The sequence below is a fragment of the Lacibacter sp. H375 genome, from assembly GCF_037892425.1.
Lineage (GTDB): Bacteria > Bacteroidota > Bacteroidia > Chitinophagales > Chitinophagaceae > Lacibacter.
Window position 1 is genome coordinate 463988 of record NZ_JBBKTT010000001.1, and the last position, 25149, is coordinate 489136.

24 protein-coding genes are annotated in these 25149 nt (G+C 40.2%); 10 read left to right on the forward strand and 14 right to left on the reverse strand.

Annotated elements, in window-relative coordinates; all coding sequences use genetic code 11:
- Positions 1–71: 71 nt before the first annotated feature.
- Together WG954_RS02015 and WG954_RS02020 are read right to left on the reverse strand one after the other, a co-directional pair.
- Positions 72–509 carry a GNAT family N-acetyltransferase gene (locus WG954_RS02015; protein WP_340433116.1) on the reverse strand — a complete coding sequence of 146 codons (438 nt, stop codon included), beginning with the start codon at positions 507–509 and terminating at the stop codon, positions 72–74.
- A gap of 11 nt (positions 510–520) precedes the next feature.
- Positions 521–2203 carry an NAD+ synthase gene (locus WG954_RS02020; RefSeq protein ID WP_340433117.1) on the reverse strand — a complete coding sequence of 561 codons (1683 nt, stop codon included), beginning with the start codon at positions 2201–2203 and terminating at the stop codon, positions 521–523.
- A 163-nt stretch (positions 2204–2366) separates the two neighbouring features.
- Between WG954_RS02020 and gldB the strand changes: the two genes are divergently transcribed.
- The gene (gene gldB / locus WG954_RS02025) at positions 2367–3434 is read left to right on the forward strand and encodes a gliding motility lipoprotein GldB (RefSeq protein ID WP_340433119.1); all 1068 of its coding nucleotides are present in this window, start codon (positions 2367–2369) and stop codon (positions 3432–3434) included.
- Here the strand turns inward: gldB and WG954_RS02030 are convergent.
- Complete coding sequence (locus tag WG954_RS02030) at positions 3431–4513, reverse strand: fatty acid desaturase family protein (protein WP_340433121.1); 1083 nt, start codon at positions 4511–4513, stop codon at positions 3431–3433. The two genes, gldB and WG954_RS02030, sit on opposite strands and share 4 nt — an antisense overlap.
- Positions 4514–4626: 113 nt before the next feature.
- Positions 4627–5013: a Co2+/Mg2+ efflux facilitator ApaG/CorD gene (gene apaG, locus WG954_RS02035; protein ID WP_324230629.1), complete on the reverse strand. Its 387-nt coding sequence runs from the start codon at positions 5011–5013 to the stop codon at positions 4627–4629.
- 85 nt (positions 5014–5098) lie between these two features.
- Here apaG and WG954_RS02040 point away from each other — a divergent pair, with 85 nt between their 5' ends.
- A complete protein-coding gene (locus WG954_RS02040) occupies positions 5099–5338 on the forward strand; it encodes a (4Fe-4S)-binding protein (protein ID WP_340433123.1) in 240 nt (79 codons plus the stop codon).
- Positions 5339–5341: 3 nt separating this feature from the next.
- Here the strand turns inward: WG954_RS02040 and WG954_RS02045 are convergent, their stop codons facing one another.
- The 4 genes from WG954_RS02045 to WG954_RS02060 form a co-directional block, all read right to left on the reverse strand.
- On the reverse strand, positions 5342–5587 hold the full coding sequence (locus WG954_RS02045) for a hypothetical protein (RefSeq protein WP_340433124.1): 246 nt from the start codon (positions 5585–5587) through the stop codon (positions 5342–5344).
- Between the two features lie 77 nt (positions 5588–5664).
- A complete protein-coding gene (locus tag WG954_RS02050) occupies positions 5665–6012 on the reverse strand; it encodes a translation initiation factor (protein WP_340433125.1) in 348 nt (115 codons plus the stop codon).
- Positions 6013–6022: 10 nt separating this feature from the next.
- Positions 6023–6883 (reverse strand): carboxylating nicotinate-nucleotide diphosphorylase, encoded by an 861-nt coding sequence (nadC, locus tag WG954_RS02055; RefSeq protein WP_340433126.1) that lies wholly within the window; start codon positions 6881–6883, stop codon positions 6023–6025.
- A gap of 96 nt (positions 6884–6979) precedes the next feature.
- Complete coding sequence (locus WG954_RS02060; RefSeq protein ID WP_340433127.1) at positions 6980–7366, reverse strand: DUF4783 domain-containing protein; 387 nt, start codon at positions 7364–7366, stop codon at positions 6980–6982.
- Positions 7367–7496: 130 nt separating this feature from the next.
- On the opposite strand from WG954_RS02060, the gene gpmI reads away from it, so the two are divergent.
- From gpmI to uvrC, 8 genes are all read left to right on the forward strand, one after another.
- Positions 7497–9017, forward strand: a complete 1521-nt coding sequence (gene gpmI, locus WG954_RS02065) for a 2,3-bisphosphoglycerate-independent phosphoglycerate mutase (protein WP_340433128.1) — start codon at positions 7497–7499, stop codon at positions 9015–9017.
- Complete coding sequence (locus WG954_RS02070; RefSeq protein WP_340433129.1) at positions 9017–9514, forward strand: hypothetical protein; 498 nt, start codon at positions 9017–9019, stop codon at positions 9512–9514. The genes gpmI and WG954_RS02070 overlap by 1 nt, the downstream gene beginning before the upstream one ends.
- A 102-nt stretch (positions 9515–9616) precedes the next feature.
- On the forward strand, positions 9617–11899 hold the full coding sequence (locus tag WG954_RS02075) for a TonB-dependent receptor (RefSeq protein WP_340433130.1): 2283 nt from the start codon (positions 9617–9619) through the stop codon (positions 11897–11899).
- Between the two features lie 11 nt (positions 11900–11910).
- On the forward strand, positions 11911–12468 hold the full coding sequence (locus WG954_RS02080; RefSeq protein WP_340433131.1) for a PepSY domain-containing protein: 558 nt from the start codon (positions 11911–11913) through the stop codon (positions 12466–12468).
- Positions 12469–12570: 102 nt separating this feature from the next.
- Positions 12571–13155 carry an RNA polymerase sigma factor gene (locus WG954_RS02085; RefSeq protein WP_340433133.1) on the forward strand — a complete coding sequence of 195 codons (585 nt, stop codon included), beginning with the start codon at positions 12571–12573 and terminating at the stop codon, positions 13153–13155.
- 30 nt (positions 13156–13185) lie between these two features.
- The gene (locus WG954_RS02090; RefSeq protein WP_340433135.1) at positions 13186–14535 is read left to right on the forward strand and encodes a hypothetical protein; all 1350 of its coding nucleotides are present in this window, start codon (positions 13186–13188) and stop codon (positions 14533–14535) included.
- Positions 14536–14593: 58 nt separating this feature from the next.
- The gene (locus tag WG954_RS02095; protein ID WP_340433136.1) at positions 14594–15166 is read left to right on the forward strand and encodes a hypothetical protein; all 573 of its coding nucleotides are present in this window, start codon (positions 14594–14596) and stop codon (positions 15164–15166) included.
- A gap of 2 nt (positions 15167–15168) precedes the next feature.
- Positions 15169–16983: an excinuclease ABC subunit UvrC gene (uvrC, locus tag WG954_RS02100; RefSeq protein WP_340433137.1), complete on the forward strand. Its 1815-nt coding sequence runs from the start codon at positions 15169–15171 to the stop codon at positions 16981–16983.
- A 260-nt stretch (positions 16984–17243) separates the two neighbouring features.
- Here the strand turns inward: uvrC and porN are convergent, their stop codons facing one another.
- From porN to WG954_RS02130, 6 genes are all read right to left on the reverse strand, one after another.
- Positions 17244–18323, reverse strand: a complete 1080-nt coding sequence (gene porN, locus WG954_RS02105) for a type IX secretion system ring subunit PorN/GldN (RefSeq protein WP_340433138.1) — start codon at positions 18321–18323, stop codon at positions 17244–17246.
- Positions 18324–18334: 11 nt separating this feature from the next.
- A complete protein-coding gene (porM, locus tag WG954_RS02110) occupies positions 18335–19864 on the reverse strand; it encodes a type IX secretion system motor protein PorM/GldM (protein WP_340433140.1) in 1530 nt (509 codons plus the stop codon).
- A 61-nt stretch (positions 19865–19925) separates the two neighbouring features.
- The gene (gene porL / locus WG954_RS02115; protein ID WP_182802211.1) at positions 19926–20672 is read right to left on the reverse strand and encodes a type IX secretion system motor protein PorL/GldL; all 747 of its coding nucleotides are present in this window, start codon (positions 20670–20672) and stop codon (positions 19926–19928) included.
- A gap of 111 nt (positions 20673–20783) precedes the next feature.
- Entirely contained in the window at positions 20784–22052 is a 1269-nt protein-coding gene (porK, locus tag WG954_RS02120; protein ID WP_182802212.1) for a T9SS ring complex lipoprotein PorK/GldK, read from the reverse strand.
- Positions 22053–22215: 163 nt separating this feature from the next.
- Positions 22216–24279 (reverse strand): thioredoxin domain-containing protein, encoded by a 2064-nt coding sequence (locus WG954_RS02125; protein ID WP_340433143.1) that lies wholly within the window; start codon positions 24277–24279, stop codon positions 22216–22218.
- A 67-nt stretch (positions 24280–24346) separates the two neighbouring features.
- Positions 24347–25117: a uroporphyrinogen-III synthase gene (locus tag WG954_RS02130; RefSeq protein ID WP_340433145.1), complete on the reverse strand. Its 771-nt coding sequence runs from the start codon at positions 25115–25117 to the stop codon at positions 24347–24349.
- Positions 25118–25149 lie beyond the last annotated feature (32 nt).

The window sequence follows — 25149 nt, forward strand, 5'->3', positions numbered from 1 at the left end:
GAGGTAAGAAGTACGAAACCCCGTCAACGGAATGCTGAGTGGAGTCGAAGTAGTCTTGACGGCGTTTGATTTTATTCTGAAGCTGCTTTATAAATATCCGGCTTGTGTATCTGCATCCAGCGTTCCGGAAAAGTAAGTTCCGAAAATCCAAACTGTGTATATAAGCCATGTGCATCACGGGTAGCCAGCATCATTCTGCGCAATCCCTGTAGATCAGGATGAGCCATAATTTCTTCCATCAGCCATTTGCTCAATCCTTGTCCACGATAGGCTTCATCAATAAACACATCAGCAAGGTATGCGAAGGTTGTTTTATCTGTTATGACTCTTGCAAAACCGATCTGTCTGCCTAAATGAAATACGCCGAAGCTAAGTGAATTGTTAATCGAGCGCTGTACTGTTTCAATAGGAATATTTTCTGCCCAATACGACTTCGACAGAAAAGCATGAATAAATTCAACATTGAAAAAACTTGTTTCCGTTGTGATAGCGAAACCTTCCCGTTGCATGCTTATAAATTTTATGAAAGATATTTTCCTACAATTGGCACTCTCCTGCCCACTCCAAATGCTTTTGGCGAAACACGAATGATGGGACAAAACTGATTACGTTTGTATTCATTCACATTCACCATTTTCAAAATACGATCAACTAATGTCGGATCGTAACCCATTGCTTTGATCTCTTTCGGTCCTTGTCTGCGTTCGATATATAGATATAATACTTTATCAAGAATAGAATAATCAGGCAATGAATCTGAATCTTTTTGTCCGGGCCTTAATTCTGCACTTGGTGGTTTGGTAATGATATTCGTTGGAATAATTTCTTCATTCCGGTTGATGTACTTCGCCAGTTCATACACCTGCAGTTTGTAACAATCGCCAAGCACACCAATACCTCCGGCCATATCGCCGTACAATGTACCATACCCGGTTGCAAGTTCACTTTTATTGGAAGTGTTGAGCAGGATGTAGCCAAACTTATTGGCAATAGCCATCAATAAATTTCCACGGCTGCGGCTTTGAATATTTTCTTCTGCCAATGAAAAAGGCAAATCTTTGAAGATCGGTTTCAGCTCAGTTAAGAATGCATCATAAATATTCTTGATGGGCACAATATCATAAGGGTTGCCGAGATTTTTGCTCAACTGTTCTGCATCGCTCACACTATGATCTGTTGAATATTGTGACGGCAATAAAACAGCCCGTACATTTTCCTTACCCAATGCTGTGCAGGCCAATGCTAATGTAACAGCGCTATCAATACCACCACTGCTGCCGAGAATGGCTTTGCTGAAACCCATCTTATGGAAGTAATCACGAATGCCCAGTACAATGGCGTTATGTATTTCAGCAATGCACAAGGTTTCATCTAAATGAGTAGGATTAAATTCTTCGTTGGGCAATGTATCGGCAGTTGCTAAAACAGGTTCTGTAAATGTCCCATCATCCTTCAACTCCACTCCCACAAGTTCTTCATTAAAAAAGGATAAATGCTTTACCATGTTTGCATGCTTATCAAACACAAGCGATCCGCCATCAAACACAATTTCTGTTTGGCTACCTACACAATTACAATACAGCATCGGCAGTTTGTATTTCTGTACATTCAGTTTTACAATTGCTTTTCTGTCTTCTACATGCGTATAATCAAATGGTGATGCTGAGATATTGAGCATCACATCTGGTTGAAACTTCATCAACTCATCCATTGGACAAATGCGGTACAACGGGTTATCACCCAGGTTCCAGATATCTTCACAAATAGTAATGGCTAATTTCTTTCCTTTAAACTCCACAATCTTCCAATCATACGCCGGTTCAAAATAACGGTACTCATCAAATACATCATAGTTGGGCAAACAGGTTTTATGAACAACAGCTTTTACTTCCTTTTCGTACAGAAAATAAGCAGCATTGTGCAGGTCCTTTCCTTCAACCCGTTTGTTATGATCAGGTGCGCCAATGATCACTGCAATAGAATCGGCATGTTGCCTGATCTTATCAATGGCTTCATTGCATTTATTGAGAAAGTCGTTGAACTCTAAAAAATCTCTTGGCGGATAGCCGCAAACACTCAACTCACTAAAAAGGATCAGCTCAGCGCCCTGTGCTTTTGCTGCTTCAACAGCTTCAATAATTTTTTGCGTATTACTTTCGAAATTGCCGATATGATAATTTTGCTGCGCAAGAAATATCTTCATGCATCAAATTTCACGAATTTCAGCCACAGAAACGCACAACAAAGTCAGGAAATATCCATAAAAATTATCAGACGAATGTCTAACAACAGCGTGCAAGTTTTTATGGATATACTATTTGGCTGAAATCAAATAGAAAATTACACATAAAACTTAAAATATACACATGAATATTCCGTTAGTGAACAGCATGAAAAACTTATTCCCCCTTTTCCTTATTGTAACATTCATTGCCTGTAATGATAAGACCAATGCCCCGGATGTTTCGGGTATTAAAGTGGAGCTGAAGGTAGAACGCTTTGAACAGGATTTCTTTGCCATCGACAGCAATGCTACCAAACATGGTCTTTCACAATTGCAGCAAAAATATCCAACGTTTTTACCGCTGTTCATCAATCATGTGCTGGGTCTTGGTCCGGTGGTTGATAGTAACAGTCTTGCGTTTGAAGGAAGCAAGCGCTTTCTGCACCTGAACAAGCCTGTTTATGATGCATCGCAGAAGCTGTACAAAAATTTCAGCAGCACAACCGATGAACTTACAAATGGATTTCGGTATGTGAAACACTATTTTCCTTCCTATCAAATTCCAACCATTATTACAACTGTTGGACCAATGGATGCATTGGCACCAATGAGTAATAACGAGCCCAGCCCCAATTATCTCGGAGAAAATTTTCTTGCCATAGGTTTGCAATTTTATTTAGGAAAAGATTATTCGATCTACAACGATCAAGGCTTCATCAGCAGCATTGCACCGCAGTATCGTAGCCGCAGGTTTTCAAAAGAGTTTATGGCGAGTGATGTATTTGCGTTGGTGATTGATGATCTGTATCCTGACAGCAGCAAACGCTATCCACTGATTGAACGTTTTGTAGAAAAAGGAAAACGTTTGTATCTCCTGAATCAATTCCTTCCTAACAGTAACGATACATTGCTGATTGGCTATACAGGTAAGCAACTTGAATGGTGCAAAGACAACGAACGCAGTGTTTACAACTTCTTCATACAGCAAAATCTGTTGTACGAAATTGATCCTGCTCGTGTGCAGAATTTTATTACTGATGGACCTACCACGCAAGGAATGCCTGAGCAAAGCCCGGGTAATATCGGCGCATTTCTCGGTTGGGAAATTGTAAGATCGTATATGAAGAAAAATCCTGCAGTCACGTTACCGCAGTTGATGAAAACATCGAACAAGACCATCTTTAATGAATCGGATTACAAACCGCATTAAGCTGTTTGTGGGGGTCGGCCCATTTGCTTCATCATCTTAAAGTGAGATACAATAGCGGCTCTCATTGTTCTGATTGAGTTGTAAGGCAGTTTATATTCCTTACACTTCTGCTCTACTATTTTACTGATAGCTGGGTAATGAATGTGGCTGATACGTGGAAATAGATGATGCTCCACCTGGTAATTCAAACCACCTGCAAACCATGAAACAATTTTATTACGGGGAGCAAAGTTTGAAGTTGTTTTTACCTGGTGCACAGCCCATTCGTTTTCGATTAGTAGTGCTTCGTTAGGGCCGGCATATTCAAATTCTGTTTCTTCCACTACATGTGCAAGCTGAAACACAATCGCCAACACAAATCCGAGTACAATTTCCATTACAAGATAACCGATCAGCCATGGCACAAAACCAACTACCATTATTGGTAAAACCATGTAAAAGAAAGCGTATAACAGTTTACTCACCCAAAAAACAACATGATCATTCACGCTCATTTTCTGCATGGGCGTATTGTTCACTTTCTTTTTGAAGTATTTATCAAAATCGAGATAGGCTGCCCAAGCCAACGAAGAGATAGCATAAAGAAACACAACGTATATATGTTGATACTTATGTGCTGGTTTCCATAGTTGTGATTGACATTGACGCATTAACGGGCTTCGTGCAATATCATCATCAACCCCATCCACATTTGTATAAGTGTGATGTATGATATTATGTTTGAACTTCCATATAAACGAATTCCCACCCAATGCGTTAATGGTATAGCCCAACAAATTGTTTACCCATTTCTTTCTGCTGTAACTACCATGATTGGCATCATGCATCACATTAAAACCAATACTTGCAAACACAATACCCAATACAGCACATAACAACAACGACACCCAAACAGGCATAGTTACAGTTAAAAGTGATATGTAAATGAGTAGTGCGGCCGGAATTAAAACAATTGTTTTAAGATAGAGCTTGAAATTGCCCGTTTTCCGTGTATTTGTCTGCGAAAAATAATTCTCAACTGCTTGCTTGAGATCAGAAAAGAAAATCGAATTCTTGTTATTGAAAGTAACTTTTGCCATTGAAAAAAGCTGCTTTGTAATGCCGAAAATGCAGCACACGAAGATACACTAAAAAAACAAGGAAATAGTTTTGTGGAAGGCGCTTATGGCGCTGATACTGTTAAAGTAAACAGTTAATTGTTCTTGAAAGGTGCAATCATCTCAAACATAGGGATGTTTACCTTAAATTGTTTTTTGGTGTGGAGATTTTCCATGCTGTAATTACCCTCCATTTTACCCATTTCAGTTTTAAGGTTACAACCGCTCACATACTGATACTGATCACCCGGCAGTATAACAGGTTGAACACCCACTACTCCTTCGCCATCAATTTCTTTATACGAGCCATTACTATCGAAGATGTTCCAGTGACGTTGCAGAAGCTTTACCGGGAAAGTGTTGTTGTTTTCAATGGTAATCCGATAGGCGAACATAAATTCAGCAGCAACCGGATCGCTGTAATCCGGTTGGTAGTATGTTTCCACACTTACCTTTACACCTTCTGAAATTTTGAAAACCATATCTTAATTTGCTATAAAAATAATCGAAATTTAGAGAACTACAGCCATTGAGATGAAGAATGGCTTAAAAACAACATCCATCTGCATGCCAAAGACAACACATAAATACACAAACGGAGAAGTAACCATTGTTTGGAAACCCGATACCTGCACACACTCAACTCTTTGCTGGAAAGGATTGAAGGAAGTATTTAATCCAAAAAAACGTCCATGGATCGAGCCAAATGGTGCGACAACTGATCAAATTATTGAGCAAGTACGTAAATGCCCAAGTGGTGCATTAAGTTATTTTATGAATGATGCGGAAGAGGTAGAAAAGGAATAATTGTTATTTCTCGAACCACCACCCCATATTGGTTTTGCTCAACAACCATGTAACAGACATGCCTGCAACCAAAACAGAAGAGACCACCATTAATATAATGGCCCGCTTTTTCTTGCGGCGGCGGCTTGTTGAACCGGAAGCATCATAAAACAGGAAGAAACTCCATATCAGGGCTCCAAAAGCCAGGAAAAAGAAAAACTTGAATAGTTCAAGCCTTGCTGTGTATGCGCCTAAAAGAATGATTGACATTACGGGTTAGATGGTTTGGTTGACTTATCGTGTTGTTGTAAAAATAAATAAAACCCTGTTTGCTTCAGCAGAAAACGTTAGCCGGCCTTTTTTGTTTTACTGTAACCATTCTTGAGTAAGTATTGAAGTACTTTATCACGGTGGTCGCCCTGCACAATAATTTCACCATCTTTTACTGATCCACCACTACCGCACTGGTTCTTTAATAGTTTACCCAGCTTTTCAGCATCTTCATCTGTTCCAACAAAACCATCAACCAACGTTACTGTTTTGCCTGCCCTGTGTTTTGTCTCCAGTTTTATACGCAGATTTTGCTGCGCCGGTGGCAAGGTTTCTTTTGCCTGTTGTTCCTCATCTTCAAAACGGAAATTTGGATCAGTGCTAAAAACAAAACCTCCTCTGTCTGGTTTAAATTTCTTACTCATAGTTTTTCTTTTACTGTTCAACAACTGCTTTTAAACTCAGGTCAAGACTGCGTGCCTGGTGAATGAGTGCACCTACGCTCACATAATCAACACCTGTTGCAGCATAATCTTGAATGTTCGCAAGATTTATTCCGCCGCTTGCTTCTGTTTCAATTTGTTCACCAATCAACGCAACGGCCTCGTTTAGGTGTTCCGGTGTAAAGTTATCTAACATGATGCGGTTCACTTTACCTGTTGCCAGTACTTTTTTCACGTCATCCAGGTTTCTTGTTTCCACTTCAATTTTTAAACCCGGTTTTACCTGTTGCACATAATTGTATGCTCTTTCAATAGCTGCTTCAATACCCCCACAATAGTCAATGTGATTGTCTTTAAGCATGATCATATCATACAATGCAAACCGGTGATTATGTCCTCCACCAATCGCTACCGCTTCTTTTTCGAGCAAGCGAAAGTTAGGTGTTGTTTTGCGTGTATCGAGAATACGTGTTTTGTAACCAATTAATTTATCGGAATAAGTTTTTGTGAGTGTTGCAATACCGCTCATACGTTGCATGCAATTCAACACAAGACGTTCGCATTGGAGAATCGTGTGAACAGTTGCTTCTACTTCAAAAGCAATATCTCCAAACTGCATCAGATCACCATCTTTTTTGTATGGATGAAAAACAATATCAGGTTGCTGAAAACGAAAGATAGTTTCCGCCACTTTCATACCGGCAAGCACCCCTGCTTCTTTTATCTTCAATATTGCTTTCCCTTTTGCTTCGGGTGAAATACAACTAAGCGTTGAATGATCTCCTTCACCAATATCTTCTTTTAATGCCGAAGCAATGAGCTGTTGCAACAGTTCATCGTAGTTTGCTACCATAACGCAAACGTACAGGAAATTTTTGTTCACTGTTATGCACGAAAAAGCCCTCCGTCAATCGGAGGGCCCATCGTACTTATCTTCCCGTTTGCCTGATTATTTTTGTTCAAACTCCACACCCTGAATCAACTGTTTATCACCTTTTGTACGCATGTAAACAGTGGTGCGATAAGTACCACCTGCTGTTGTTAAGGTACCAATGATAAAGTTTGATGAGGGGTTGCTGCCCGAGTGTTGTAATTCAAAATTCTTCACCTTGTTCAGGCTGAAGAAATCTTTGATCACGAGCTCTGCTTGTCCTTTACTGAATGCGTTGCTTTTGCCTGGTACGGTTACGTCAATTGTGTTATCGAAGTACTTCGACATTTTTTCAACGTTACCCGTTTTGAGGGCAGCAACAATATCATCCTTCTGTGTAAACGAAACCGTTAGCACAGCCAGGAGAAACAGGATGGTTATTTGTAGAAGGTTATTTGTTTTCATACCGCTAGGTTTGATTCACTTATTACGAAAAACATGCCATAAAACTACTTAACAGACGTATAAAGATAATGATCGGTTGCCTGTGTTCGTAAACGAATGATTTTGACCCAAATAAAGTAATTTTGGCCGTATGACAAAGAAAAAAGCAATCCTTGTAATAATGGATGGTTGGGGCCTCGGGCAGGTACCCGCCGCAGATGCAATCCAAAACGCCAATGTGCCGTTTGTTAGTAGTCTTTACAGCCAATATCCCAATACCACCCTGGTTACCTGTGGCGAAGCCGTTGGTTTACCCGATGGGCAGATGGGAAACAGCGAAGTAGGTCACCTGAACCTTGGAGCTGGCCGGATTGTGTACCAGGAACTTCAGCGTATTCATGTTGCCGTTCGCAGTGGTGAGTTGGCGGCCAACAAAACCCTCAATGACAGTATTGACTATGCTATCAACAATAAAAAAGCACTTCATATTATCGGGCTGGTGAGCGACGGCGGTGTGCATTCGCATACAAGCCACCTGAAAGCTATCACCACTTTGTGTAAAGAGAAAGGTTTCAGCAATGTATTTTTTCATGCATTTACGGATGGCCGTGATACAGATCCTAAAAGTGGCTTAGCTTATTTAACTGATGTGCAGCAGCATCTTACTGCAACAACCGGTGTTATAGCTTCTGTTACCGGTCGTTACTATGCAATGGACCGTGACAAACGTTGGGAGCGTGTAAAACTTGCTTATGATGCATTGGTGAATGCTGTTGGTGAAAAAACAACAGATGTGCTGAAAGCTGTAGCTGCTTCTTACGAAAGTGGCGTAACAGATGAGTTTATGAAACCGATCATCAACAGCAATGCAATCGATTCGTCTATTAAAGATGGCGATGCTGTTATCTGTTTCAATTTCCGTACAGATCGTTGCAGAGAAATAACACAGGTGTTAACACAAATTGATATGCCTGAGTTTAACATGAAGAAACTCGATCTTCATTATACCACCATGACGGAGTATGATAAAACATACAAAAACGTTCATGTGATATTTGAAACTGATAACCTCAGCAAAACATTAGGTGAAGTATTGGAAGAACAAGGCCGTACACAAATACGTATTGCCGAAACAGAAAAATATCCGCATGTGAGTTTCTTCTTTAGTGGTGGAAGAGAAAAACCATTTGAAGGCGAAAAACGGATTATGATCCCTTCACCAAAAGTGGCTACTTATGATCTGCAACCGGAGATGAGTGCAGTAGAAGTAACAGATGCTATTGTTCCGGAAATTGAAGATGAAACGGCTGATTTTATTTGCCTGAATTATGCCAATGCAGATATGGTTGGGCATACGGGTATTTTCCCTGCAGCAATAAAAGCAGTTGAAACTGTTGATGCTTGTGTGAAGCGTGTGGTTACTGCAGCTTTGAATCATGGCTATACTGTTTTTCTTACTGCTGATCACGGCAATGCGGATTATATGATCAATGAAGATGGTACACCTAATACGGCACATACGCTTAATCCTGTTCCTTTGTTTGTGATCGACCGTTCATGGAAAGGAACCGTAAAACCCGGGAAATTGGGAGATATTGCACCTTCCATTCTTTCAGTGATGGGCTTGCCGGTGCCAAAAGAAATGACCGGCGATGTATTGATCGATCAATAATGCAATTCATCAGAACGATAACAGCAATCTGTTTACTCATTGGCTTCAGTTTGCCGATGTTTTCGCCTGTTGTTTTGCAACTCAAACAACTTCATGTACAACACAAAATGTTGGAGAAACTCGAAAAAGAGCAACTCTTCAGCGTGCGTGTAAAAGCGTCTACCGTTCATTGGGTAAAACCAAAAAAAGAATGTGTCCTCGGTACGGAAATGTTTGACGTAAAGAAAATAGTAGTTGATGGCGATGATCTTATTCTTACAGGATTGTATGATGCTAAAGAAAAAGAGTTAAAGCGAATTATCCGTCAACAATCGGAACAACAATCGAAGCAATCAAAACAAACAGTACAGTTATTATCAGCATTGGCATTACCGGTTGAAGCAGCTAACGTTTTTTTATATAAAGCCGGAACAGGTATACCAAAAAGCCTGTTCCGGCAATCTTTTTATCACCCCCCTTTCCTGGGTTTTCTTACTCCTCCACCACGATCTGTATAAACACGTTTTAAACAACAGTCTTTGAATATGAACCTGCAATAAGACGCTTAACGTGATCTTGTTGACAGGTAATTGGTATTTATATTTTATCAAACCGAACGAATGAGAAAGATAGTATTTGCTTTCCTGGCATGTTCTGCCGGCTTATGTACCCATGCGCAGGAAACAGTAAGCGATAGTGCATCAAAAGAATTATCGGAAGTGGTGATCAGTGCCAGCAAGTTTCCTGAAAAGAAATTAAACATTGCACAGCGCATTGATGTCATCAGTTCAAAATACATAAGCAGGGTTAACGCACAGAATACAGGTGATCTGTTGATCAACACAGGAAATGTATTTGTACAAAAAAGTCAGCAAGGTGGTAGCAGCCCGGTTATTCGTGGCTTTGAAGCAAGTCGTGTCTTGCTGGTGGTAGATGGAGTAAGATTGAATAATCTTATCTATCGTGCTGGTCATTTACAAAATGCCATTACGGTTGACCAGAATATGCTCAGCAGTATGGAAGTGTTATACGGACCTGCATCAACTATTTATGGCAGCGATGCATTAGGTGGGGTTGTACATTTTCGTACAAAATCACCTGTGCTTGCAACTGATAGTAAAAAAATGTTAGTGAGAGGAAGTGGCTTTGCACGTTACAGTTCTGCCAACGGTGAAAAAACAATTCATGCAGATGTAAATCTTGGTTGGAAAAAATTCGCATGGTTGCAATCATATACCTACAGTGATTTTGGTGATGTAAAAATGGGAAAGAATTATCCTGATGATTATCCAACATTCGGACGCAGAGATTCTTTTATGACACGCATCAACGGCATTGATTCCGTTGTAAAAAATCCTGATCCACAGGTACAGAAATTTTCCGGTTACAAGCAATGGGATATGTTGCAGAAACTGTTGTTCAAACAATCAGAAAAAGTATCGCACATGTTGAATGTACAATATTCCAACACAACGAATGTACCTCGTTATGATCGTTTGCAGGATAAACGCAATGGCACGTTACGCTATGCAGAATGGTATTACGGTCCACAAGAGCGTTTACTTACTTCGTATGAATTAAGTATTGGCAAAACAGGTTGGTTCAATAACATTAATCTCAATGTAAACTATCAGAGCATTGAAGAAAGCCGTTACACAAGAGATTATCGTCGCTATGATCGTTTAGATGGAAGAGTGGAGAATGTGCAGGTAGCAGGTTTTGTATTAGATACCCGTAAAATCTGGGGCGGTAATGAATTAACATTAGGTGCAGATGGACAGTTCAATACACTTAAATCAACTGCATCAAGAGTAAATATCAATACCGGTGCATCAACTAAACTCGATACAAGATATCCGAACGGAAATAATACACAGCTGAATGCCGGCTTGTTTGCCCAACATGTTTTCAAGTTCAAAAATAAAAAATGGGTGTTGAATGATGGATTGCGTTTACAAACAATCAGGCTTCATTCAACTATTGCCGACAATTCATTTTTAAATCTACCTTTTACAGCGATCAATCAAAACAACACAACTGTAACAGGTAACATAGGCTTAGTGTATTTGCCGGTTGCCGGTTCAAAGTTGAGTGCAAATATTGCCAGTGGTTTTCGTGCACCAAATGTTGATGATCTTGCAAAGATTTTCGAGTCAGCCACAAGCCCAACCATCAGACAATTAGTTGTTCCGAACCCTGCTATTAAACCTGAACGTACCTATAATATTGATCTCGGCCTCAGTCAAAACTTCGGAAAGAACATTCGTATTGAAGTAAGTACTTTTTATACCTGGTTCCGTAATGCATTAGTAAAAGCACCCTTCCGTTTAAATGGACAGGATTCTGTTTTATATAACGGTGTATTAAGCCAGGTGCTTGCAAATACAAATGCCAACAAAGCAAATTTGTATGGTGTATCCGGCGCTGTGTATGCAACTATTGCAAAGTATATCACTTTCAGCAGCCAGATCAATTTTACAAGGGGGCGTTTCGAAACAGACGGTTCAAAAAACTCATCGGTATATGAGAAACAAAGCAATGGCAGTTATGCATTGGTGAGTAAAAAAGTTTCATCGAAGCCACTTGACCATATTCCACCTGTGTTTGGTAAAACAAGTATCAGCTATCAAAAGGATAAGGTGATGGCAGAAGTGTTTGCCTTATACAACGGCTGGAAAAAACTTGATCAGTACAATGCTGATGGAGAAGACAATGCTCAATATGCAACTGCAGATGGCATGCCAGGTTGGGTTACATTTAACCTGCGTACTTCGTACAGTTTTAAGTTTGCTTCTCTGCAATTTGCAGTAGAAAACATCTTGGATCGTAACTATCGATATTTCGCTTCAGGTTTTTCTGCACCAGGTAGAAATTTCATTATTGCAGCGAGAGTCGATTTCTAAATCAACAATCAATGACCCAGAAAATTGTAAAAAGAACAAGGTGGTATAGAAAGATTCATCGTTGGATTGCATCCGGGCTATTTGTTTTTTTCTTCTTCATTGCCGGAACCGGCTTGTTGCTGGGCTGGAAGAAAAACAGCCACGGATATCTTCTTGCTGATTCGCATAAAGGTGTAAGTACTGATTCTAAAGATTGGCTTCCGATCGACTCTCTCCAGTCTATTGCCTTTAAAATATTCAGCGACAGTACACATGCTGTAAATATGCCAACTGTTGAGCGTATCGACATAAGGCCATCGAAAGGAATGGTGAAATTTGTTTTCAGTGAAAATTACCTGGCTATTCAGCTCGATTGCACAACAGGAAGCATGCTGCATTTCGAACGGAGAAGAGCCGATTTCGTTGAGCATCTTCATGACGGAACTATTCTTGATAATCTATTTAAAAACAAGAGTGGACTGTTCAAACTTTCCTACACCACCATAATGGGTGTAAGTCTCCTTCTCCTTACTATTACCGGGTTCTGGCTTTGGTACAACCCAAAACGGATCAAACAAAAGAAACAGTAACAACCTGTTTTTAATATACTGCTGCTTCGCTGTTTTTTTAACAGGAAGCAGCAGTATTTCCAAATAATTTGTCTAAATTGAGGGTTGCAAACCCATCTGTGAATGACTGAGGAAGCACTCTTACAAGCATGTCTGAAAAATCAACCCGCCGCACAGCAGGAATTATACAGTAAGTATAGTCCTAAAATGTTGGCTGTTTGTTACCGTTTTGCCCGTAACCGGGAAGATGCGGAAGACATGTTGCAGGAAGGCTTTATCAGGGTATTCACACAAATTCATCAGTTTCAAAACAAAGGCTCTTTTGAAGGTTGGATCAGGCGTATCATTGTTCACACTTGCATTAATCACATCAAAAAACACAAAAAGTTTAATGACAGTGTGGATATTAGCCAGGCACACACGTTGCAGGTTAGAGAAGACAGTGTTCCTTCGATCATTCAGGCCAAACAGGTAATTGAGTGCATCCGCATGTTGCCCATTGGTTACCGAACGGTCTTGAACCTGTTTGCTATAGACGGGTACTCACATCGTGAAATTTCAACGATGTTGGATATTGAAGAAAGCACTAGCCGATCGCAATACACAAGAGCTAAAGCGATGCTGGAACAGATTTTAGTACAGAAAAAAATCATTTTCCGGCCGCAGAAACAGGGTGAATGGGTGGCAGCAGCCCATGCTCGGTTTTAGTAATCCGTACAACCAAACCAAAAACTGATTATGGAGCGCTTTATGTACCAGGACGAATCATTTGAACGAATGCTGAAAGACAAAGCAGACGAGTACAGAATGTACCCGTCTCAACAGTCATGGGAAAACATTCAGAAACGAATTCGTCCAAAGAACAATCTCTTTAATTTCAAATCCATTGGTTTAAGTGCTGCTCTTTTGTTAGGTTTTGCTATTTCAATTTCTGATGAGCAAACAACAAAAGACACTAACTCAGCTTTCATTACAAATTTTATTGATGACCAGGAGCTTCCAGTAGCTACGGCACAGCCTCAAAAAAATACAGCGAAGGTTATTCCAATTACGGCCGCTATTCGTGTTAATCAAATTTCGACGGAGTTCCCCGAAACAATTACCGCCGAGGCTGTTGAAACACCGACCAATGAATCAAGTGTGCTGCAGCCAATTGAAACAGCTGGTTTAATTATAACAGAAGAAGATTTGCCTTCCTTAACAAAGGCAACGGTAACAATTGAACCAAGTTCGTTGAAACCATCTGCACCTGCATTTATCAATACTGTTGAAGAAAAAACAATCGATATCACACCGAACGAATCATCATTGTCAGTTGAGCCTGATTTAGGTGAAGCGGATCTACGAACTAGACTTGATGTTCCAGTGATCAATGTGCCAAAGCCAAAAAGACAATTACAGTTTTACATAGCATCTTCTGCCAGCTATCGTGTGCTCTATAACGATAATAAACTCACATTTGGCAATCTTTCACAGCAAGACCCTGAAAAGGTAGCCAAACACAGTCCTTCATTAGGTGTAGAATTTGGAACTGCTGTTCTGCTTCCACTGTCAAAAAACATAAACTTCAGAACCGGCATTCAATTAAATTTTACACGCTATAATGTCGAACTTTTCAGATCAAGTCCACAGGTAGCTACAGTTATTTTAAATAATAATAATGGCGTGATCCAACGGGTAACATCATTAAGCAGCCAAAACAATAACGGTCTTTTTAAAAGCGATGAAGTAGCAAATGAAACTTACCAGTTGTCAATTCCAATTGGTCTTGAATTCCGCCTTGCAGGCAAGCGTAAATTGCAATGGAATCTCGCAACGAATATTCAACCTACATACTTGCTCTCAGCTTCAGGATACATGTTAACGAGTAACTTTGAAAAATACATCAAGGCCCCGGATCTCTTAAGTAATCTTAACCTGAACACGGCCATTGAAACATTTCTCCGTTGGAATGTAAAAGACATCCAACTCCAGGCAGGGCCGCAATTACGTTACCAGCTGTTTTCGAATTCTCAAGAGGGATATCCCATTAAAGAACATTTGGTTGATTATGGTTTCCGCATTGGTATCGTTAAAACAATCAAATGATTTGAGCTGAAACCGGCTTTCGCATCTTTCCGAATATAGTTTTCGATATTTTTACAGCATGATACGTTTTCTCCTCGTTGCAGTTTCTGTTACTGTCGTGCTTTCATTAAACAGCTGTAAAAATCAGAAGAAAGAACCAAAAAACTATATTGATGTTTCTTCATATCTGAAAGGTCAATTAAAATATATTGATTCTGTTCCCTTCGCCTTTTTAAAAGTAGCGGTAAAGGAAGACAGCATTTTTACCGATTCTCAATTTATCAGCAAAGAACAGGTAAGGGCAATTATACAACCGTTCCTTGTAGAGGAACTGGAGAAAAAGAATTTCGAAAAGAATTTCAAAGAAACCTCTTTTGCTGATGCTACCATTGAAACAGTAACAATCACATACGAAACAGAAAACGATAAAATACCTGTATCTAGAGTAGATATTTATGTAAATCCTGAAAAGGAAATGATCAGCCAGCTCTATTTGATTCGCCATGAAGATAAAGGCGATTCAGTGTTTACCCAACAACTTCTATGGAAACACAATAAAAGTTTTGTGTTAATTACAGGCCGTGGAAAGAAGAATGAACCCGAAAATATTGTTACAGAAAAAGTGATCTGGGACGATCGAGCAGACCAATAATCATGACCGAAGTTGAATTAAAAAAAGTACTCCCCGGCATCCCCGCCCAGCCCGGCATTTATAAATATTACGATGCGGATAAAAAACTGTTGTATGTAGGAAAAGCCAAACACCTGCGTAAACGTGTTTCTTCCTACTTTACAAAAACACTCCAATCATACAAAACACAGGAGCTTGTACGCCGTATACACAGTATTGAGTTCACCGTTGTAAATTCAGAACAAGACGCATTCTTCCTTGAAAATTCGCTCATTAAACAATTTCAACCTGTCTTTAATATTGATCTGAAGGACGATAAGAGTTATCCGTTCATTGTTATTAAAAATGAAGCTTTCCCAAGAGTGTTTCTTACACGAAGAAAGATAATTGATGGCTCAACTTATCTTGGCCCTTTTACTTCGGTTGCCAAAGTAAGAGACCTTATTGATTTTATCCGTCAGCACATCCCCATACGTAATTGTAAACTGAATCTTAGTGAAGCAAACATCAGGAAGGGCAAATTCAAGGTTTGTCTTGAATATCATCTGGGTAATTGCAAGGGACCTTGTGAAGGACTACAAACTATCGAAGATTATAAGGAAGATCTTGAACAGGTAAAGAATATTCTTAAAGGAAATTTATCGCCTGTTATCCGGCATCTGAAAGAAGAGATGAAACAGTTTGCTGCTGATCTTAATTTTGAAAAAGCAGAGATCAACCGGAAGAAAATTGAGCACCTTGAAAGTTACCGTGCAACTTCAACTGTAGTGAATCCAAGACTTGGTGATGCTGATGTGATCTCGATCGTTGTACAGGAAGAAAAAGCATTTCTCAATTACATGATGGTGCAAAATGGAAGTATCATTCAAACGGAAAACCTGCAGCTCGAAAGCAGGCTTGGCGAAAATGAAAAAGAAATACTTGAGTTTGCTGTAAGTTATATTCGCAATAAATTTGAAAGTCTTTCCCCTGAATTAATTGTTCCTGTTGAAATAGAATTGCTTGATGAAGCGTTAAAAATAACGGTGCCAAAAGCAGGTGAAAAGAAAAAGTTGCTGGAGCTATCCCAAAAAAACGCAGCTATTTTCTTTGAAGAATACAAGCGCAAAAAAGCATTACAGCTAACGGATAAACGGAAAGAGAATAACCTGAAGATTGTGGAACAGTTAAAAGATGATCTTCACTTAACACAATTGCCGCTGCACATTGAATGTTTTGATAACTCCAACTTCCAGGGTGCATACCCTGTTGCAGCAATGGTATGTTTTAAGAATGGTGAACCAAGTAAACAAGACTACCGGAAGTTTAATATCAAAACTGTACAAGGCATCAATGACTTTGCTTCCATGAAAGAAGTAGTGATGCGCAGGTACAAACGTTTGATTGAAGAAGATAAACCATTGCCACAGCTGGTAATCATTGATGGTGGTAAAGGACAACTCTCGTCTGCAATGGAAAGCATTAAAGACCTGAAGCTGGAAAATAAAATGACAGTGGTAGGTCTTGCTAAAAATGTTGAAGAAATATTTTTCCCCGGCGATAAAGAATCATTAAAGCTTGGATATAACAGCGAATCGCTCCGACTGATTCGAACCATCAGGGATGAAGTGCATCGCTTCGGCATTACTTTTCATAGAGCTCAGCGTAGCAAAGGTGCATTTAAAACGCAATTAGATGACATCAAAGGAATTGGCGAAGCAACCATTGAAATGCTGATGAAAGAGTTTAAATCAGTTAATAATATCCGTAATGCCTCACTTGAAGATATTGCTGCAATTGTGGGCGAAAGCAGGGCAGTTTTGGTGCAAAAGGCATTAATGCAAGATGAGAAAGGCTAGGTGAAAAAAAATGGGGCCAGGATAGAAATCCAGCCCCGTCTTTAAAATCCAATATCCTATGAAAAACCGAAACGAAGATACAAACACTTACTATAAAAGCAATACCTCAAAGCGGGTATTTTTCAAATTCATCAGTATTTTTTCAGTGTTGTAAAATGACATTTTTTTAGGCTAACCCTCTGCTATTCAATTTTCATATTTCAACCACATGCATAAAAAAACCGCCATTGAGGCGGTTTCTATAAATAATTTTTAAGCACTTAATATGACCATAGATCTTGCTCGTAGTTGAATATCTTGTCCTTGATATTTTCACCTTCAAGTAAGCGAAGGATTGGGTCTTTGATGAAATCTTTCAAACGACGGTCATATGGATTGTCCATGGTTGTTTTCGTGATATAACTGCTGAACATACGATTTTCAAACAGTTCCTCCCATGTCATACGTGCACCAAAGTTTTTACCATTAAATGCTTCAAATCTTGATAGCACACCACGTGCATCCGGGTAATAAATCCAGAATAATGGCGACATATCGATAAACTGACCTGTTGACGTATAAATAGGTTTTACAGGGCAAATTCCGAGAATTCTTACAAACATTCTTGATGATTCTTTATCGAACACCCACTCTTCTTTTACTCTGAATTGGTAGATACTGTCAGGATCAACCTCTTTTGTACGAACCTCGTAACGCTCAATATTACCCTGCAGATCATAAACAGGAACAGTATCAACACCACCTGAAAATGATTCCATTACAGCCTGCGGCGTTAATGGTGTAGAAAAACGATCATCAAGAGGATCGAAAGCTGTTATTTCTCTATCTCTGATCGCTTTCAGAATAATTGAAATGAAGCGCTGGTTACCATTATCCTCATCAGCTGAATACCGGAAAGGTAGGTTCATCTTTTCACGTGTGTCGATTTCTCTCCATACACGTTGGCGATAAACCGCATCATCTTCACGAATATGCTCATAAGCCAATGGCTGACGATCTTTAATGAGGTTACGCTCAATAGACGCATCGTTACGAAGCGATGGTTTAATAGTATCCAAAGCAGCATTACCCGTTGATTTCACCACCACAATAGGAATATTCGCCTGTGGCTGATTAGTAGGTTGCTGTTGGTTATTATTACCATATGCCGAGTTCTGCTGCGTTGGTTGCTGTTGAGTTTGAGTAGGCGTTGTGCCATACCCGGATGAACCATAGCCCGAAGATTGTGCCGGTGGCGTTGTTGTTTTACGTGTTGTCTTCTTCCGCTGTTGCGCAGAAACAACCCCCGAAATCATCAGGGAAGCTAACAACAAACCAACAGAAAGGCTTTTCATTTTCATGATCGTGTCTTTTAATATAGATTAAACGCCATTGTAGGCAAAGTTCTTGTGTTACCACCTGGTCCAACCGCTTTTATTTCATCAAGTACCACAGTTGTACCTGGTTTGCAACGGTTCATCAGGTCCTGCACAGCATCAAATGTGTTGCTGCGGATACCTGGCTTAACACCAGCATCCGGGAAACCAGCACCTGTTGCATAGAAAGTATATCCGGTAACAGTAAAGCTTACCCCTTCAAACACGAAGTTCTCAAGCTCGGCTCTGATACCTCTTTGTGCTTTAAATACATTGGCTGGAATACGTCCGCCTTTGCTGGCACCAACCATTGGCGTAGGATCAGGAACGGTTTTCACTCTGAATTCAAAGCTACTTGGCTTCCCATCAGAATTAACTGTAACGATAGCTTTACCAGGAGTTGTAGGCTTGGCAACGTAACGACCCGGACCAATTTTACTCAAAGAGCCATTGTTGATACCTACTGTTACTTTTTCATCACCTACATTACCACCGCTAACAGCAAGCTCATTATCTAAACCGATGTATAATACTTTTACTTTTTCAGCACTTACAAACGCACCCGTTGCAGTACCTACCGTATAGTTAATTTCTGTTTCTTTTGATTGTGGGTTACCATCCTGGTCTGTATAGTTTACAACAACTTTTACTGAACCACTTGTGCTGCCAACTTTGATCTTTTTAACAGCCATACCCTTCTCGTTCAATTCAACCGGAGCACCTGCAATAGATACTGTAGGGAGTTTGCTTTTACTGAAAGCACCTAACCCTGCCGTAATTTCTAATTCCTGTCCGGGGAACAGATAGCTTGAACTTGATCCAACAATTGGCTCAAACGCATCAAAACGAACTACTACCTGGCCGACACGGTTATGAAATTCATTCACAAAACGGCTTTCAGTTGTTTTTACGTCGTTCTGAAACTTACTGAGCATTGTTAAAGCAGCAACAGTAGGGGTCATATGGAAGTAAGCTGAAGCCCATGTTACTTTACCCATTTGACGGGTATTTGACTTTGGAATTTCAGTATTGATCGGAAGATTCTTTTCAAACATTTTAGCCACTTCAGGATCGATGGCTAACATTGCTTTTTTATACTGCTCTAATTTCGCTCTCAGCTTTTCGCCTTCACCCTGCTTATCCATAATACGGGTAGCGATATCTACATTATCTTCTTTAAATTTTGATTCAGGATCTTTTGGATCGTATCCTGCTTCAACTTTAATTTTCATTTTCAGTTGCTCAATATAGTCAGTTACTTCTTTCGTTAAACGAACTGCAGTTTCTGCTTTTGGCATCCATACTTCGGCTTTAACTCTTGATTCTGGTGCAGCAAGTTTTATTTTGAACGATTCCATGATCGTTTCTGTAGAACGGTTAACGACTGTATTTGTAGTGGTAAGACTATTGTCAACTACTTTAAATGCATTGATGATCTCTGCTGATACGTTGAGTGCCAACAGTGCTGTTAACACCAGGTACATCAGGTTGATCATCTTCTGCCGGGGCTCTTTAGGTAGTGCCATCTTTTTCGGATTTTGGTTTTAAATCAGGAAATAGTTTTGGTTGCTCTTCTGTTGATTCGTATTAACGTCCCTGCATTGCATTGATCATATTTCCGTAGATGTTGTTCAAGGTGCCGAGGTTTCTTGCAAGGCTGCCAATTTGCTCCTGTGCTTTCTTCGCATCATCTACGCTACCCAACATTGCTTCAGAAGCCTGTGTAAGGTTACCATAGAATTTGTTCATTGCTTTCAGGTGATTGTTGGTATCCTGTAATTCCAATTCGTAAATTGTATTTAAAGAACCGAGATTCTTTGTCATAACCTGTACTTGCTCATGGTACGCTTTTGTACCTTCTGCAGCCAGATTGAAAGAAGAAACGGTTGAAGCAGCTTGCTGATAAGCATCTTTCATACCATCCAATACTTTAGCAGCTTCTTTAGAAGATGCACTTAACTGGCCGGTTGAAGAAACTACATCGCTAACATCTTTAATACCACCAACAGTGCTGTTGAGCTTTTGGAAATTTTCTCCAAGGCTGCGGAGGTTTGCCGGTGTAATATCTGCATCGCTCATCATTTTATCTAACGAAGCAAGTGCTGGCGTTCCTGCGGGAACTGCTGCTTTATGATCATCGTGCATACCATAACCTTGTGAGGCTAAGTATGCGTATACTAAGAAGATACCTGCTTCGGTCAACAGACCTACTGTAAGCATCATATCTGCAAATGAAAGGTGGAGGATCTTGGCCCACGCTCCGAAGATTACAACTGCTGCACCTGCGGAAACGATAATGTTCGTGATTTTTTCGGTTGATTTAGAGACTGCCATAAAAGTTGGTTTTAAAAAAGGTAATTCAATGATGGTTTGTGATCAGCTCAAAAAACTTAGGTTTTTGGACTAAAAGGTAAATATTAGGATTATAAATTTCAATGGTGATGATTAACGTTTGCGCATCATAGGTGGCAGGTTGATCACGCAACGGAAACCGATGTATGATTTTGCTGTATCCTGATACTCATAGTTACGGGTACTTGTTTGCAGGAAGTAACCAACCGACTGCCAGCTACCACCACGAACCACTTTACGTTTCATGCGTGGAGGATCGCTGTCCTTTGCATTGTAACGGATATCGGGGTTCATGTCATGTGCAAAGTTGTATGCTCCTTCATAGTAAAGAGAACCTGTCCACTCTGCCACGTTACCAGCCATATTGTAAAGACCGAAATCGTTTGGCCAATAAGCATCTGCACGTACAGTATAGAAACCACCGTCTTCAGGATAGTTACCACGGCCGGGTTTAAAGTTGGCCATTAAACATCCTTTACGGTTGCGGAGATAATAGTTACCCCAAGGGAACATTGATTGTGAACGTCCGCCACGGGCTGCATATTCCCACTCTGCTTCAGAAGGCAAGCGATAGCTTGATTCTGTTGCATATCCTTTCTTATCATTGAAGTCATTGAGGTGACGTGTACGCCAGTTACAAAATGCATTTGCCTGTTTCCAGGTAGTTCCAACTACAGGATAGTTAGCAAAAGCCGGGTGAGCAAAATAACGCTGGCTCATTGGCTCATTATAACTATAAGAGAAATCACGCACCCATACCAATGTGTCGGGATATACTTTAACGGGATTCTTAATAATGAATTTTGAACGGGGTTCGTTTGGTTTGCGGTAAGCAGCTGCTTTGTAGTCTACATACTCTTCCTGATAAATGAGTTTGTCAGGGTCGATTTCCATTTTACCGAAAATGCGATCATCCGGTGCCATCATCATCTGGCCGAGTTTCTCATATACATTCTTCTCTTTCCAGATACCGGCAGCTTTTTTCCAGTCGATGGAGTTTGTCTTCGGATCGATGTAGTTTAATACAGTTGCCGCAATGGAATCCCTTACATAGAACACAAACTGCTTGTATTCGCTATTGGTAACTTCAGTCGCATCCATCCAGAAACCGCTTATCGATACCTGGCGGTTACGTGCAGTATACGCATAGTTGATGTCCTCATCACTTGGTCCCATGTGAAAGGTGCCCTGAGGAATCATCACCATTCCAAGATGTGTGTTGTTGTTTTGCTTGGCGTTGTAGGATGCACCAACAAGTTGACCGTTGTTTGCTGATTTCGAAGAAGACTTCGATTTACCGCAGCTAACAGCTAGTACGGATAAGGCGGCGATTGTTAGGCAACTTAACAGTTGGTTCTTCATTTGTTAAGAATTTAATTTTCTTGATTAAGGTATTGGACAAATTTAAGACGTCCTTTTCAGGATTGACCTTAAAACTTATCGCAATGCTAGTAATTAATTTTTAATTATTCAAAATGTTTTTACAGCTCGTCATCGATAACGGGGAATCAATATTTTTATTGTTTTACACTGTCATAGAACCTAAAACTGCCCGTATTTCCTGTGTTTCAGCGGTTGGTTGGAGGCAGGCATATTCCTTACATAAGTAAAAAAGGGTTTCACCGCTGGGTGCATCCCTGTTCAATAATAGCGGAAAACTACTATTACTTTTTGTGGAAGACTGCATAATTAAATTGGGTCTGTACCAGCCTAAAACCTCATCTCTTTTTGTTTCGTGGTCCCTGCCAACGATTGCCAGCTCCCTGAATCCATTGATTCGGTTCTGTAGAAGACCTGCCCAAACCCCAAACGAACCCGGGTACCGTACCATTACATCCTGCAAACCAAGCAGCATTTTGGTGCTTCGTTCCGTCCATTCGGGCCTGTTGAAAATAATACCCAGTTGCTGAAGATTCACCGCCATCACAGCATTACCGGAAGGCGTAGCCCCGTCATAGATTTCTTTTTTGCGCACCACGATATCTGGTTGGTCGGCGGCTGTAAAAAAGAAAAAGCCTGTTTCCTCCTCTCCAAACTGGTCAATGGCTGCGGCCATCAAGTATTTCCCTTTGAGCAAATAGCTTGTATCGGAGGTTATTTCTTGTAACTGCAACAGGGCTTTGATCATATAAGCATAGTCATCTAAAAAAGCCGGATACTTTGCCGTTCCATTTTTATAAACATGCCACAACCCACCCGTATACTCAAAAGCCTTCAACAGAAACTGCATATTACTAATGGCCTTTTGCCGGTATTCTTCCTTTCCGGTTGCTACAAAAGCACTGCTATAAGCACAGTTCATTAAGGCATTCCAGCTAAGAAGTATCTTATCATCGAGTAATGGCCTGATTCGTTTTTCTCTTGTTTGAAGGAGTAAATCAAGACAGGTTTTCATTTTCAGTTCAAATGATTTCAGTTCCAATCCATTCTCCTCGCAGAATACTACTGCTTTTTGTTTGATGCGGGGAATATTTACTTCTTCCCAATTGCCATGTTCTGTTATGTCATAAAACCGGCAGAAGAGTGCTGCATCTTCTTTCAAAAGTTCATCTACTTCACTTTTATTCCATGTGTAATATTTTCCCTCGACACCTTCACTATCGGCATCCAGGGCAGAATAAAATCCATTCTCGGATGATGTCATTTCCCGTTCAATGAACACCAATGTTTCTTCGATAGCACGTTTGTATTGCGGTTGCTTTGTGAGTTGCCAGGCTTCACTCATAACGATCACGAGCAATGCATTATCATAAAGCATTTTTTCGAAATGCGGTGCCAGCCATTCTGCGTCTGTACTATACCTTGCAAAACCACCACCCACATGATCATAAATACCACCTTCAATCATTTTATCAAGACTAAGACAGGCTTGCTCTAGTGCTTCCTTATTACCTGTGAAATGATAATACTGCAGCAAATAACCAATCGTAAATGTTTGTGGAAATTTGGGGGCATTGCCAAAGCCACCCCAACTACGGTCGGCTGTTTTCATAATAGCATCAAACATTAATTCAGCTTGCTTCTGCGGAAACAATTCTTCTGCCGGCAAATCAAACTTCAATGCGTTTTGTGTGCCGAATGAATTAGCATTTTGCAAATGCTGCACAAGCTCTGCTGCCTGTTGTTCCACTTCTTCTCTCTTCTCTTTAAACGCATTCGCAACTCCATACAAAACTTCTTTCCACGAACTACGATTAAATGCTTTAACCGGTGGATAATAAGTGCCACCATAAAACGGTTTGAGATCAGGTGTTAGAAAAACATTGAGTGGCCAGCCACCACTTCCCGTCATTGCCTGCACTGAATCCATGTAAATATGATCAAGGTCGGGACGCTCTTCACGATCAATTTTTATATTCACGAAAAGCCTGTTCATAACATCAGCAGTTGCTTCATCTTCAAAACTCTCACGTTCCATTACATGGCACCAATGACAAGACGAATAACCAATACTAACAAGCACAGGCTTATCCTCTTCAGCAGCTTTTTTCAATGCTTCATCTCCCCATGGAAACCAATCCACCGGATTATGCGCATGCTGTAATAAATAAGGGCTACTTTCTTTAGCAAGACGATTGGTGTGTGTCATAAAAGATCACTGCTGTTGATTCTTCAGCAAACCTACTTTGTTTAGAACACAAAAAATGTAAATGAAATTACTTTGATGCCTGTGCAAGAAATTTATCCAAAGCTGACACCATACTTGGCGCCTGCGGATCGGGTGCTTTAATCTGCAATTGCAGACCGGCCTCTTCAACCGCTTTAAAGGTATTAGCACCAAATGCGCCGATAAACGTTCCGTTCTGTTTGTACTTTGGTAAATTCTCGATGAGGCTTTTTACACCACTTGGGGTAAAAAAACAAATGATGTCAAAGTCGCCTGTTGTGATCAGGTCTTTTACATCATTACTAACTGTTTTGTAGAGAATAGGTGTTGCAAATTCGCAGTTATGATTACGAAGCCAGCTGGTGATCTCGTTATCAAGATTTTCACTGCAGGGGTACAAAAACTTTTCGTTGCTCTTGTGTTTGTTCACCACATCAAACAAGCTTTTATTGGTACCATCAGCACCATAAAAAACTTTGCGTTTTCTGTAGAGAATAAACTTCTGGAGGTATAAAGCCACAGCTTCGGTAATGCAGAAATACTTTGTTTCCTGCGAAACAGATATTCTCATTTCCTCGCAGGTGCGGAAGAAATGGTCAATGGCATTACGGCTGGTGAATATAACAGCTGAGTAAGCTGTGATATCGATCTTTTGCTTTCTGAAATCTTTAGATGGTATCCCTTCAATACGTATAAAAGGCTGAAAAGACAACTGTAAGTTGTATTTCCTGGCAAGCTCATAGTATGGCGACTTATCGGATTCTGGCCTTGGCTGCGTTATCAGGATGTTTTTGATCGCTTTCTCTTTGTTGGGCTTCATACCGTGTTTTTCCATACGTGGAAAAGGAAAAT